Here is a 12,685-nt window from a genome sequence, read left to right as displayed (position 1 = left end):
AGCGCAACGCCCGCTCCGCACCTACGCAGACGCGCCCTTCGCCGCGGCCGAGTCGCGCGTCGTGAGGTAGTCCTGGTGGAGCATCCGCCGGGTGATCCGCGGGGTGAAGGTGCGGCCCAGCGCGCCGACGACGCCGAGCGGCGTGTTCACCCGTGTGGGCCGCTCGCGCATGGCGCGGATGATGATCCGGGCCGCCTTCTCCGGGCTGATGACGTGCGCATCGTCGTAGGCCTCGGTCGGCGCGATCATCTCGGTCCGGACCAGCGGCATGTGGACGTTGGTGAAGGTGACGTGATCCGACAGGGTCTCGGTGGCCGCGATGTCGGTGAACGCGTCGAGGGCCGCCTTGCTCGCGACGTACGCCGAGAACCGCGGCCCCCGCGCGAGAACGCCGATGCTGGAGATGTTCACGACGTGGCCGAAGCCCCGCTCCCGCATGTGCGGGAGCAGCGCGAGGATCATCCGCACGGCGCCGAAGTAGTTCACGTCCATGGTGCGCTCGAAGTCGTGCATCCGGCCGGTGGAGGCCTTGACGGACCGCCGGATCGACCGGCCCGCGTTGTTGATCAGGTAGTCGACGTGGCCGTGGTCCGCGAGGACCCGGGCCACGGTCGCGTCGACGACGTCGCCGTCGGTCACGTCGCACACGTACGTGGCGGCCTCTCCGCCGCTCGCCCGCACCTGCTCCGCCGTGGCCTCGAGTTCGGCGGCGTTGCGCGCCAGCAGGATCACGCGCGCGCCCCGCTCGCCGAGCTCGATCGCCGTCTGCCGGCCGATGCCCGACGAGGCGCCGGTGATGACCACATGGCGCCCGGCGATCGGGTCGCGGCGGCGGAGCCGCGCGGGGTCGAGCTGCTCGCGCCAGTACTGGAAGAGCCGGGGCCCGTAGTCCTTCAGCGGCGGGACCTCGATCCCGGTGCCCTGCAGCGCCCGCTGCGTGGGCTGCGAGGTGTAGGTCGCCGTGAAGCCGAGGTTCTCGAAGGCCTTCGGCGGGATGCCGGCCTGCTTGAGGGCGGTGTCGCGCAGGACGCCCACCTTGCCCGCACCGCTCGCGCGCAGGGCGGGGTCCACCACGCGACGCGGCACCCTGCCCACCGCGCGGGGCGCGCCCGCGGGCCGGGCGATGGCCCGGTACAGCTCCAGCACGCTCTGCGGTTCCGGGTTCACCAGGTGGTACGTCCGACCCGTTCCGTCCGGCCGGAGCAGGAGCGCGACCAGCGCCGCGGCGACGTAGTCGACCGGGACGACGTTCGTATCACCGGTGTCCGGCAACACCATCGGGATCATCGACGGGACGCGCCGCAGGGCGTCGAAGGTCGGGAAGAAGTAGTACGGCCCGTCGATCTTGTCCATCTCGCCGGTGCGCGAGTCCCCGACCACGATGGCGGGCCGGTAGACGCGCCAGCGCAGGTCCTCGGCCTCGCGGACCAGCTTCTCGGACTCGAACTTGGTGCGGTGGTACGGCGAGGGGAAGCCCTGCCCGAGGTCGAAGTCGTTCTCGCCGAAGCTTCCCCGGTAGTCCCCCGCGACGGCGACGGAGGAGACGTGATGCAGCTCGGCGCCGGCGCGGCGCGCCAGATCGATGACGGCGCGGGTGCCTTCGACGTTGACCCGGTCGTTCGCCTCCGCGCTCGCGCCCATGTCGTAGACCGCACCCAGGTGCAGGACGGCGTCGACACCCTCGGGCTCCGCGGCGAGGCCCAGGCCGGGCGCGCCGAGGTCGCCGAGCAGCGGGCGGACGCGGTCCTCGCCCCATCGGGCGCGCCATTCGTCCAGCTTGGACGCAGAGGACGGGCGCACGAGCAGGTGCACCTCCGCCTCGGGCTCGCGCTCCAGCAGCAGGGGGACGATCCGGCGGCCCAGGAAACCGGTGGCGCCCGTGATCAGGTAGGTACTCATGTGCGACTCCTCGGGGAGGCTCTCAGCAACTGACTTTGAAGTAACCTTACTCAGAAGTCAGTTCTGCGCAATGTCGCCACGGTCACTTGTCGGACCCGGGCGCGATACTGCGGTCATGAGCATGGACGCGCGGGCCGAGGCGTCGATCCTGCATGCCGATCTCGACTCGTTCTACGCCTCGGTCGAGCAGCGCGATCACCCCTGGCTGCGGGGCCGGCCCGTGCTCGTCGGCTCGGGCGTCGTGCTGGCCGCCAGCTACGAGGCGAAGGCGAAGGGCGTCCGCTCCCCCATGCCGCACCGCGAGGCCCTCGCGCTCGCGCCGTTCGCGATCACCCAGCCGCCCCGGTTCGACGCGTACATGGAGGCCAGCCGCCGGGTCTTCGAGATCTTCCGGGACACCACGCCCCTGGTGGAGGGTCTGTCGGTCGACGAGGCCTTCCTGGACGTGGGCGGCCTCCGCGCCATCCGCGGCACCCCGGTGCAGATCGCCGCCCGCCTCCGGGATCGGGTGGCGAAGGAGGTCGGGCTGCCGATCACCGTCGGCGTCGCACGCAGCAAGTTCCTCGCCAAGGTGGCGAGCGCCGTCGGCAAGCCCGACGGTCTGCTCGAGGTCCCGCCCGGCACGGAGCTGCAGTTCCTGCACCCGCTCCCGGTTCGGCGGTTGTGGGGCGTGGGCCCGAAGACCGAGGCCCGGCTGCACGAGGTGGGGATCGCCACCGTCGGGCAGATCGCCGAGCTGGGCGAGCACCGCCTCGCCGCCTTCCTCGGGCGCGGCACCGCGCGACACCTGTACGCGCTGTCGATGGCGCACGACCCCCGCCGCGTCGACACCGGCCGGCGCCGGAAATCCATCGGCGCGCAACGCGCCCTCGGCCGCCGGATGAAGTCGGAGGCCGAGATCGAGGGCACGGCACTGGCGATCGTGGATCGCCTCGGCGAGCGGCTCCGGGCCGCCCGGCGCGTCACGCGCACCGTCGAACTGAGGCTGCGGTTCGACGACTTCTCCTCCGTCACCCGCTCCCGATCCCTGCGCGAGCCCACCGACGCGACCGAGGTCGTGCTCGCCACCGCGCGCGCCCTGCTCGACGAGGCGATGCCCCTGGTGCGCGATCGCGGGTGCACCCTGATCGGGCTCTCCCTGGCGAACCTGGAGAACCACGGCGCCGTCCAGCTCGCGCTGCCCTTCGACGGCGGCGAGCACGATGCGGACCTGGACCTGGCCATGGATTCGCTGCGCATCCGGTTCGGCCGGGCGGCGGTGACCCGCGGCTCGCTCCTGCACCGCCCGCTGGGCCCGGACGCGCCGATGCTCACCGAACAGGATTGAGAACGTTCATTCACATAATGGCACCGGAGGCGCGCCTTTGCGATTACCGTGGGCGGGGCAGACCGAGGAGGAGCCATGCCCGCCACCACCCGTCCCACCCACTGCTGCCTGTGCGAGGCGCACTGCGGGATCCTGGTCACCGTCGACGAGGACCAGCAGGTCACACGCGTCACCGGCGACCCCGACGACGTGCTGTCGAAGGGGTACATCTGCCCGAAGGCGACCGCGATGGGCGGGCTGCACCACGATCCCGACCGGCTGCGCACGCCGATGCGCCGCGTGGGCGAGACGTTCGAGCCGGTGGACTGGGACGAGGCCTTCGACGAGATCGGCCGGCGACTGCGCGCGATCCGCAAGGAGCACGGCTTCCGCGCCCTGTCGATGTACCTGGGCAACCCGGCGGCCCACAACACCAGCGTCGCCAACGGGCTGACGCTCCGGGTGGCGCTGGCGACGCCGAACTTCTACACCGCCTCGTCGATCGATCAGTATCCGCACGAGTTCACCGCGTGGCGCATGTTCGGCTCCAATGCGCTGGTGCCCGTGGTCGATATCGACCACAGCGATCGCCTGGTGATCGTCGGCGCGAACCCCGCGGTCTCCAACGGCTCGCTGTCGACGATGCCCGGCGCGCCCCGGCGGATCAAGGCGATCCGCGAGCGGGGCGGGAAGGTCGTCGTGATCGACCCCCGCCGCACCGAGACCGCGAAGCTGGCCGACCAGCACGTGGCGGTGGAACCGGGCGGCGACGTCTACCTGCTGATGGGGATGCTGCACGTCCTGTTCACCGAGAACCTGTGCGACGACGCCTTCCTCGCCCGCTCGGCCCGCGGTCTCGATGCACTCCGCGACCTCGTCGCCGACGCGACCCCCGCCGCCATGGCGCCGCTCGCCGGGGTCCCCGCGGAGACGATCACCGAGCTGGCGCGCGAGCACGCGGCCGCGCGGTCGGCGGCGATCTACTGCCGGATCGGCATCTGCCAGCAGCAGACCGGAACGCTGGTCACGTGGCTGATCTCCGCGATCAACATCGTCACCGGGAACCTGGACCGGCCCGGCGGCATGATGTTCCCGACCCCGCCGGTCGACATCCCGCGGCTCGCCAGGTTCATCCCCGTGGCCTACGGCCGGTGGACCGACCGGTCGGGTCGCTATCCCTCGTTCCGCAGCGAGCTCCCCATCGCCGCCCTCACCGACGAGCTCACCACACCCGGCCGGGGCCGGATCCGCGCGATGGTCACCTACGCCGGCAACCCCGTCTCGTCGGTACCGAACCGCGGTCGCATGGACGCCGCGCTCGCGGGCCTGGACCTGATGGTCTCCGTCGACATCTACCTCACCGAGACCACGCGGCACGCCGACTTCGTCCTGCCCCCGATCTCGCACCTGGAACGGGGCGGTTTCAACCTCCTGGTCTCGGCGTTCAGCGTGCGGAACAACGCGCGGTACACCCACCAGATCCTCGACAAGCCCGCCGACGGCTTCGACGACTGGCAGATCCTCAACCGCCTGATCCTCGAGGTGCTACCGATACCGGCCCGGCGCCTCCTGAGCCGCCCCCTGCGCCGCCTGACGGACCTGTTCACGCCCGAGCGGATGCTGGTCCTGCCGATCGCCCTCGGCCCGTACGGGGTGCTCCGCCGCGGGCGGCGCGGCCTCACGCTCAAGCGGATGCGCGAGAGCGTCGGCGGCATCGACCTCGGCGCCCTCGAGCCCCGGTTGCGCGAGGTGATCGCCACCCGCGGGCGCCGGATCGAGTTGGCACCGGCATCGTTCCTCGAGGAGGCCCGCCGGATCCTTCCGGACGCCCTCGCGGGCCGGTCTCACACGACGGCGAGCGACGGATACGACCTCAAGCTGATCGGCCGCCGCCGCCAGCGCAGCAACAACTCGTGGCTGCACAACGTGCCCACGATGGTCACCGGATCGAACCGATGCACGGTGCTGATGCACCCCGCGGATGCGGAACGCCTGGGCATCGCGGCGGAACAGGACGTCACCGTCGCCTCGACGACCGGGACCATCGACGTGGCGCTGGAGATCTCCGACGAGATCCGTCAGGGCACGATCGCCATCCCCCACGGATGGGGCCACGGCGGGACCGGCTGGCGCGTCGCGGACGAGCTCGCGGGCCAGAACGTGAACCTGCTGCACGATCCCGCGCGCGTGGACCGGCTCTCGGGCAACTCCGCGGTCAACGACACCTGGGTCCGGGTCACCCCCGTCGGCGCCCCCGCCGTACGCACCGCACCAACGGCCGAGTCCCGCACGGCGACCCGCGCCTGACTCAGCCCCGCGCGGCCCGCCACTGCGCGGCGGCCTTCTTCTCCTCCTCGACGCGAGCGGCGAAGGCCCGTCGCGCGGCGAGGTGCTCGGGGTTGCGGCGCAGCACGAGGTACGCGGCGCCGACGATGAGGAACCAGATCGGCGTCACGAGCATGGCCTGCAGCGTGTCGGTCTCGCGGGTGAAGGCCCACAGCAGGAACAGGAAGAAGGCGAAGATCACCCACGGCATGACGGTGCCGAGCGGCATCTTGAAGGCGCTCTCCGCGTGCGCCTGCGGGCGCCGCGAGCGGTACACCAGGTAGCTGACCAGGATGATCGTCCAGACGAACATGAAGCACAGCGACGAGACCGTGGTGACCACGGTGAAGCCTGCGGACTTGTCCAGGCCGAAGCCGAGCAGCACGACCGAGGACAGCATCATCACGCCCGTGAGGAAGAGCGCGTTCTGCGGCACCTTGCGCCCGGACAGCTTGGCGAAGACCTTCGGGGCGTCGCCCTCGGTGGCGAGGCCGTAGACCATGCGCGAGGTGGAGTAGATGCCCGAGTTCGCCGACGACATGGCCGACGTGAGCACGACGGCGTTGACCAGGTGCGCGGCGGCGCCCAGCCCGGCGAGGGTGAAGAGCATGACGAACGGGGACTCGTCCTTGCTGAACCGGTCCCACGGCACGACCGACATGAGGATCACCAGCGAACCGACGTAGAAGAGCAGGATGCGGATCGGGATGGCGTTGATCGCGCGGGGCAGGTTCTTCTCGGGGTTCTTCGTCTCGGCGGCCGCGGTGCCCACGAGCTCGATGCCGACGAAGGCGAAGACGGCGATCTGGAAGCCGGCCACGAAGCCCATGAAGCCCTGCGGGAAGACGCCGCCGTGCTCCCAGAGGTTGGCGAGCGAGGCGCGGGCGCCGTCGTGCTCGAAGCCGGTGATGATGAGCACTGCGCCGACGACGATGAGCGCCACGATCGCGACGATCTTGATCATGGCGAACCAGAACTCGGTCTCGCCGAAGGCGCGGACCGTCGGCAGGTTGAGGCCGATGAGCAGCACGATCACGACGACCGCCGGGATCCACGGCGGAATGTCCTTCGCCCAGAACGTGATGTAGACGGACGCGATGACGACCACGTCGGCGACGGCGGTGACCACCCAGCAGAACCAGTAGGTCCAGCCGGTGAAGTGCGCCGCCCACGGGCCGAGGATGTCGCCGGCGAAGTCCGAGAAGTTGCGGTACCCGGTGCGGCTGAGCAGCAGCTCGCCCATCGCGCGCATGACGAAGTACAGCATGAAGCCGATCACCATGTACACGACGATCACCGACGGCCCGGCCACCGAGATGGTCTTGCCGGAGCCCATGAACAGGCCGGTGCCGATGGCGCCGCCGATCGCGATGAGCTGGATGTGGCGGTTACTCAGGGCTCGGGTGAGCTGCTCACCCTCCTCCGGGTCCGACGGTGCCGCGGGCGAGGTGGTCATGCTTCGGGACACTAATCGATCCCGGTGAGTCGCAGCTCACTCGGGAGGCGCGACGGGGGCTCCCCGGCCGATCCCGCGGCGCACCGTCGACCTCGATTTCGTTCAGCTGGTTGTACACCGTTCGATCTAGTGTTAGCTTCGAGGCATCGGATGTGACGCCGGTCACGAGCCGATGGTTCGAAGGAGACGCTGTTGTCGACCACCACCACCTCGCCCGAGCAGGACCCCGAGTACGCCGCCAACCTCAAGCGCGCGACCCTGGCCTCCAGCATCGGCAGCGCCCTCGAGTACTTCGACTTCGCGCTGTACGGCCTCTCCACGGCCCTGATCTTCAACGTGCTGTTCTTCCCGCAGGGCGATCCGGCGATGGCGACGGTGGCGGCCTTCGCGACGTTCGGCGTCGGCTTCGCCGCCCGCCCCTTCGGCGGCCTGTTCTTCGGCCGCCTCGGCGACAAGGTCGGCCGCAAGGCGGTGCTGGTCATCACGATCATGCTGATGGGCGGCGCCTCCACCCTGATCGGCCTGCTGCCCACCTACGAGTCGATCGGCATCTGGGCGCCCATCATGCTGGTCACGCTGCGCCTCCTCCAGGGCTTCGGCGCCGGCGCCGAGCAGGCGGGGTCGACGGTGCTCATGGCCGAGTACGCGCCGGTGAAACGCCGCGGCTTCTTCTCGGCGCTGCCGTTCATCGGCATCCAGGCCGGCACGCTGCTCGCCGCGCTGGTCTTCACGCTGATCAGTCAGTTGCCCGAGGAGGCGATGCTGAGCTGGGGCTGGCGCGTGCCCTTCCTCTCCTCGTTCCTGCTCATCCTGCTGGCCGTGGTCATCCGGATGAAGCTGCAGGAGACGCCGACCTTCGTCGAGCTGGAGAAGCACGAGCAGGTGGCTGACAAGCCCGTCCGCGAGCTGTTCAAGCACGGCTTCCCCGGCGTCCTCGTGGGCATCGGCCTGCGCATGGCGGAGAACGGCGGCTCGTACATGTTCCAGGCGCTGGCCCTGTCCTTCTTCGTCACCGTCACCGGACCAGGCGCCGACAAGGGCGTGCTCACCTGGGGCGTCACGATCGGCTCGCTCATCGGAGTCTTCTCCGTCCCGTTCACCGGGCACCTCTCCGACCGGTTCGGCCGCCGCATCGTCTACCGGGCCGGGGCCCTGTTCCTGCTCGTCTACGCGCTGCCCGCCTGGTGGGCGCTGACGCTGCACAACCACGCGATCGCCGTCGCGGTCATCGCGATCGGCATCGGCGTGGGCGTGAACTCCATGCTCGGCCCGCAGTGCGCGCTCATCCCCGAGATGTTCGGCGCGCGGCACCGCTACCTGGGCGTCGCCATGGCGCGGGAGATCTCCGCGGTCCTCGCCGGCGGCGTGGCGGGCGTGCTCGGCGCCTACCTGATCAAGGTCACCGACGGGAACTGGCTCGTCCTCGGCCTCTACATGGTGGCGCTGTGCACCATCACCACCGCGAGCACCTTCCTGGTGCCCGAGACGGTGGGCCGCGACCTCACCCGCACCGACGACGCCGTGAAGATCTCGGACGCCGAGGCCGGCCCGGGCTACGCGGTGCCCGGTACCGCCGCGCTGAGCACCCTCGACTTCCCCTCCCCCGCCGCGGTCTCCGCCCCGTCGGCGCCGATTTCGTCCGCCGCTCCGGCCGCGCACTGAAAGGCCCCCATGCCCAGCGACACCTCCGCCTTCGCCCTGACCGGCCGCACCGCCCTCGTCACCGGCAGCACCCGCGGCATCGGCCGCCGCCTCGCCGAGGGCCTCTCCGCGGCCGGCGCCACCGTGATCGTGCACGGCCGTGACCCGGAGGCGGCCCGTCGGGCGGCCGGGGAGATCACGACGGGGAATCCCGTGTACTCCAGCGCCTTCGACGTGACCGACGAGGCCGCGGTCGACGCGGCGATCGGCGCGATCGAGGCCGAGCACGGCACCCCGGACGTCCTGGTCAACAACGCGGGCATGCAGATCCGGCACCCGCTGACCGAGTTCCCCGTCGCCGACTGGAACGCCCTGGTGTCGACCAACCTCACCAGCGCCTTCCTCCTCGCCAAGCGGGTCGCGCCGGGCATGATCGCGCGCGGCAGCGGCCGCATCGTCAACGTCGGCTCGGTGCAGTCGCAGCTGGCGCGGCCGAACATCACGCCGTACGCGGCGACCAAGGGCGGCATCGTCATGCTGACCAAGGGGCTGTGCGCCGAGCTCGCGCCGCACGGCGTCACCGCCAACGCGATCGCCCCCGGGTACTTCGCCACCGAGCTGACGCAGGCCCTCGTCGACGACGCGGAGTTCTCCGCGTGGGTGGCCGGCCGCACCCCGGCCGCGCGGTGGGGCGACGTCGCGGACCTGGTGGGCCCGTTGGTCTTCCTCGCCTCCGAGGCGTCCGCGTTCGTCAACGGGCAGGTCCTGTACGTCGACGGCGGCATGACGGCCGTCGTATGAAGGAGAGCACTGTGAACCTGGGTGTCGTCGCGCACGCGGCCGAGGACCTGCGGGTGGAGGCGCTCCCCGAGCCGGTGCCCGCCGGCGACGAGGCCGTGATCGCGATCTCGTACGGCGGGGTCTGCGGCTCCGACCTGCACTACTGGCTGCACGGTGCCGCCGGGGCCTCGATCCTGCGCGCCCCGATGGTGCTCGGGCACGAGGTGGTCGGCACCGTCGAGCGGGCGGCGGCGGACGGGTCCGGGCCCGCGGCGGGGACGCCCGTCGCCGTGCATCCAGGTACGCCGCACGGGGTCGACGGGGTGCCGTACCCGCCCGAGCGCCCGAACCTCGCGCCCGCGTCCACGTATCTCGGCTCGGCCGCGCACGTCCCGCACTGCGACGGGGCCTTCGCCCGCCGGGTGGCGCTCCCGGCGCGGATGCTGCGCGTCCTGCCCGCCGGGATCGACCCGCGGGACGCCGCGCTCATCGAGCCGGCCGCGGTCGCCTGGCACGGCGTGGAGCGGGCCGGGGACGTCGCGGGCAAGCGGGTCGCGGTGATCGGCGCCGGCCCGATCGGGCTGCTCGCCGTCGCCGTCGCGCTGCACCACGGCGCCGCCGAGGTGGTGGCCACCGACATCGCGGCCGAGCCGCGGGAGCGCGCGCTGGCGCTGGGCGCCGCGACGGTTCTCGACGCCCGCGAGTCCGCTGCGATCGCGGCGCTGCACGCCGACGTGGTGATCGAATCCTCCGGCACGGTGCCGGGCCTGCACGCTGCCGTCGACGCGGCGGCGCGCGGCGGCGTCGTCGTGCTGCTCGGGCTGCAGCGCGCGGGCGACATCGACTTCCCCGCGGCGCAGGCCATCACCCGCGAACTGGACCTGCGCGGTGCGCTGCGGTTCAACGACGAGATCGACGACGTGATCGCGGCGCTCGCCGACGGCACGCTGGACGTGCGCGGCGTGGTGACCCACGTGCTGCCCGCCGCGGACGCGCTCGAGGCCTTCGCGATCGCCCGCGACTCCGCCGCGTCCGGCAAGGTGCTGCTGGACTTCCGGGGCTGAGCCCGGTGCAGGTCGGCCCGACTCAGGCGGGCGCGAGGAAGGCGGCGAGGGCCGCGGAGTAGTAGCCGATGTCGGCGGAGCCCATGAGCTCGCGCGCGCTGTGCATCGCGAGCTGTGGGGCGCCCACGTCGACCGTGGTCAGGCCCGTGCGCGCCGCGGTGATCGGGCCGATCGTCGAGCCGCAGGGCAGGTCGGCGCGGTGCACGTAGCGCTGCAGCGGCACGCCCGCCTGCTCGGCGGCGAGGGCGAACAGCGCCTCGCCGTCGGAGTCCGACGCGTAGCGCAGGTTCTGGTTCACCTTGAGCACGGGGCCGCCGTTCACCGCGATGTGGTGCGCGGGCTCATGCCGGTCCGGGTAGTTCGGGTGGGTCGCGTGCGCCATGTCGCCCGACGCCACCGCGGACAGGCTCAGCGTGCGCAGGAAGTCCTCGCGGCTGAGGCTGTGCGACAGGCCGATCCGCTCCAGCACCGTGATGAGGAAGTCGGACGCGGCGCCGCGATCGGAGCCCGAGCCCACCTCCTCGTGGTCGAACAGCGCCAGCACGGGCACGATCCCGTCGACCGGGGTGACCGCCAGCAGCGCCTCGGTGCCCGCGTAGCAGGTGCCCTGGTTGTCGAGCCGGGGCGCGGAGACGAGGGCACCGTCGGCCCCGACGGTGCGCGACGGCGCCAGGTCGTGCGTCATCAGCTCGAAACCGAGCACGTCGTCGGCGGCGTAGCCCTCCGAGGCGGCCACCCGCGCGAGGAAGCCGCCGGCGCCGGCGGTGCCCCAGATCGCGTGCAGGTGCCGCTGCGGATCGAGCTCGACGCCCTTGCGGTTCTCCGAGAGGTGGATCGCCAGCTGGGGCACGCGCAACAGCGGCTCGTCGATGCGCACCAGCGTGTGCACGACCCTGCCGCCCTCGCGCACCGCGATCCGCCCGGACACGCCGAGGTCGCGGTCGAGCCAGGAGTTGAGCCACGCCCCGCCGTAGGGCTCCAGGAGCACCTGCGCCAGCCCCGCCGATTCCGCGTCGTGATGCTGCTTGACGCGCAGGTTCGGGCTGTCGGTGTGGCCGCCGACGATGCGGAACGCCGGGAGCTCGCCGTGCTCGCAGTGCGAGGAGTCGAAGGCGATGATCGAGCCGCCGCGCACCACGAAGTACTTGCCGGGGCCCGGCCACACGTCGTGCTCGACGAGCTCGGTGTACCCCGCGTCACCGAGCCGGCGGGCCACCGTCTGGCAGACGTGGAAGGGCGACGGGGAGGCGTCGACGAAGGCGCACAACCCGTCCGCGGTGGCTCGGCCGGTAGCCATCAGGCCGACAGCACCGCGTCCAGCGCGGAGTAGAAGATGCCCAGGCCGTCGTCCGACGGTCCGGTGAGCGCCTCGGTGGCGTGCTCCGGGTGCGGCATGAGGCCGACGATGCGGCCGTCGGCCGAGCTGATCCCGGCGATGTCGCGCTGCGAGCCGTTCGGATTGCCGCCCACGTAGCGGAAGGCGACGCGGCCCTCGCCCTCCAGCTCGTCGAGCACCGCCTCGGACGCCTGGAAGCGTCCCTCGGCGTTCTTGACCGGGATCAGGATCTCGGCGCCGGACTCGTAGCGCGAGGTCCACGCGGTGTTCGTGGCCTCGACCCGCAGCCACTGGTCGCGGCAGACGAAGTGCAGCCCCTCGTTCCGGGTGAGCGCGCCGGGGAGCAGGCCCGCCTCGCACAGGATCTGGAAGCCGTTGCAGATGCCGAGCACCGGCATGCCCTTGCCCGCGGCCTCGACGACCTCGGTCATGACGGGGGCGAGGGAGGCGATGGCGCCGGCGCGCAGGTAGTCGCCGTAGGAGAAGCCGCCGGGCACGACGACCGCGTCGACGCCCTGGAGGTCGTGGTCCTTGTGCCAGAGGGCGACGGCCTCGCCGCCGGCCCGCTCCACCGCGCGCGCCGCGTCGACGTCGTCGAGCGTGCCGGGGAACGTGATGACGCCGACGCGGGTCATGCGTCGACCCGGGTGACGGTGAAGTCCTCGATGACGGTGTTGGTGAGCACCTCGGCCGCGATCTTCTCGAGCTGGTCGTCGCTCAGGTCGCCGTCGACCTCGAGCTCGAACCGCTTGCCCTGCCGCACATCCGCGACACCGGCGAAGCCGAGGCGGTCGAGTGCGCCGACGATCGCCTTCCCCTGCGGGTCCAGGATCTCGGCCTTCGGCATCACGTCCACCACAATCCGTGCCACGTTGCGG

At 71.7% G+C, this 12,685-nt stretch carries 10 protein-coding genes; 5 read left to right on the top strand and 5 right to left on the bottom strand.

Translation table 11 applies throughout. The features are described from left to right. Positions 1–21 precede the first annotated feature (21 nt). The gene (locus tag ACLQ3K_RS08795) at positions 22–1,899 is read right to left on the bottom strand and encodes an SDR family oxidoreductase (RefSeq protein ID WP_425998603.1); all 1,878 of its coding nucleotides are present in this window, start codon (positions 1,897–1,899) and stop codon (positions 22–24) included. A gap of 115 nt (positions 1,900–2,014) precedes the next feature. On the opposite strand from ACLQ3K_RS08795, the gene dinB reads away from it, so the two are divergent. Both dinB and ACLQ3K_RS08785 read left to right on the top strand, forming a co-directional pair. Further along, the gene (dinB, locus tag ACLQ3K_RS08790) at positions 2,015–3,226 is read left to right on the top strand and encodes a DNA polymerase IV (RefSeq protein ID WP_425998601.1); all 1,212 of its coding nucleotides are present in this window, start codon (positions 2,015–2,017) and stop codon (positions 3,224–3,226) included. A gap of 75 nt (positions 3,227–3,301) precedes the next feature. Beyond that, a complete protein-coding gene (locus tag ACLQ3K_RS08785) occupies positions 3,302–5,512 on the top strand; it encodes a molybdopterin-dependent oxidoreductase (protein ID WP_224649235.1) in 2,211 nt (736 codons plus the stop codon). A 1-nt stretch (position 5,513) separates the two neighbouring features. Here the strand turns inward: ACLQ3K_RS08785 and ACLQ3K_RS08780 are convergent, their stop codons facing one another. Continuing rightward, positions 5,514–6,986, bottom strand: coding sequence for an amino acid permease (locus ACLQ3K_RS08780; RefSeq protein ID WP_224649238.1), 1,473 nt, complete (start codon positions 6,984–6,986; stop codon positions 5,514–5,516). Between the two features lie 192 nt (positions 6,987–7,178). Here ACLQ3K_RS08780 and ACLQ3K_RS08775 point away from each other — a divergent pair, with 192 nt between their 5' ends. The 3 genes from ACLQ3K_RS08775 to ACLQ3K_RS08765 are packed head-to-tail and all read left to right on the top strand — an operon-like array spanning position 7,179 to position 10,471. Then, positions 7,179–8,648 (top strand): MFS transporter, encoded by a 1,470-nt coding sequence (locus tag ACLQ3K_RS08775; protein ID WP_224649240.1) that lies wholly within the window; start codon positions 7,179–7,181, stop codon positions 8,646–8,648. Positions 8,649–8,657: 9 nt separating this feature from the next. Continuing rightward, complete coding sequence (locus tag ACLQ3K_RS08770) at positions 8,658–9,428, top strand: SDR family oxidoreductase (RefSeq protein ID WP_224649242.1); 771 nt, start codon at positions 8,658–8,660, stop codon at positions 9,426–9,428. Positions 9,429–9,439: 11 nt separating this feature from the next. Next, on the top strand, positions 9,440–10,471 hold the full coding sequence (locus ACLQ3K_RS08765; RefSeq protein ID WP_336671024.1) for a zinc-binding dehydrogenase: 1,032 nt from the start codon (positions 9,440–9,442) through the stop codon (positions 10,469–10,471). A gap of 22 nt (positions 10,472–10,493) precedes the next feature. On the opposite strand, the gene ACLQ3K_RS08760 is transcribed toward ACLQ3K_RS08765, so the two are convergent. From ACLQ3K_RS08760 to purS, 3 genes are read right to left on the bottom strand one after another with little or no spacing between them, the layout of a single operon-like run. Then, positions 10,494–11,771, bottom strand: coding sequence for a M18 family aminopeptidase (locus tag ACLQ3K_RS08760; RefSeq protein ID WP_374201350.1), 1,278 nt, complete (start codon positions 11,769–11,771; stop codon positions 10,494–10,496). Next, positions 11,768–12,442 (bottom strand): phosphoribosylformylglycinamidine synthase subunit PurQ, encoded by a 675-nt coding sequence (purQ, locus tag ACLQ3K_RS08755; protein WP_224649714.1) that lies wholly within the window; start codon positions 12,440–12,442, stop codon positions 11,768–11,770. Before purQ ends, ACLQ3K_RS08760 begins: the two co-directional genes overlap by 4 nt. Then, on the bottom strand, positions 12,439–12,678 hold the full coding sequence (gene purS / locus ACLQ3K_RS08750; protein ID WP_224649716.1) for a phosphoribosylformylglycinamidine synthase subunit PurS: 240 nt from the start codon (positions 12,676–12,678) through the stop codon (positions 12,439–12,441). The genes purQ and purS overlap by 4 nt, the downstream gene beginning before the upstream one ends. Positions 12,679–12,685 lie beyond the last annotated feature (7 nt).

Origin of the sequence: Tsukamurella sp. DT100 (genome assembly GCF_049844855.1) — a bacterium.
Classification (GTDB): Bacteria; Actinomycetota; Actinomycetes; order Mycobacteriales; family Mycobacteriaceae; genus Tsukamurella.
The sequence above is the reverse complement of the archived record's forward strand: the minus strand, read 5'-3'. Positions and strand labels throughout refer to the sequence as shown.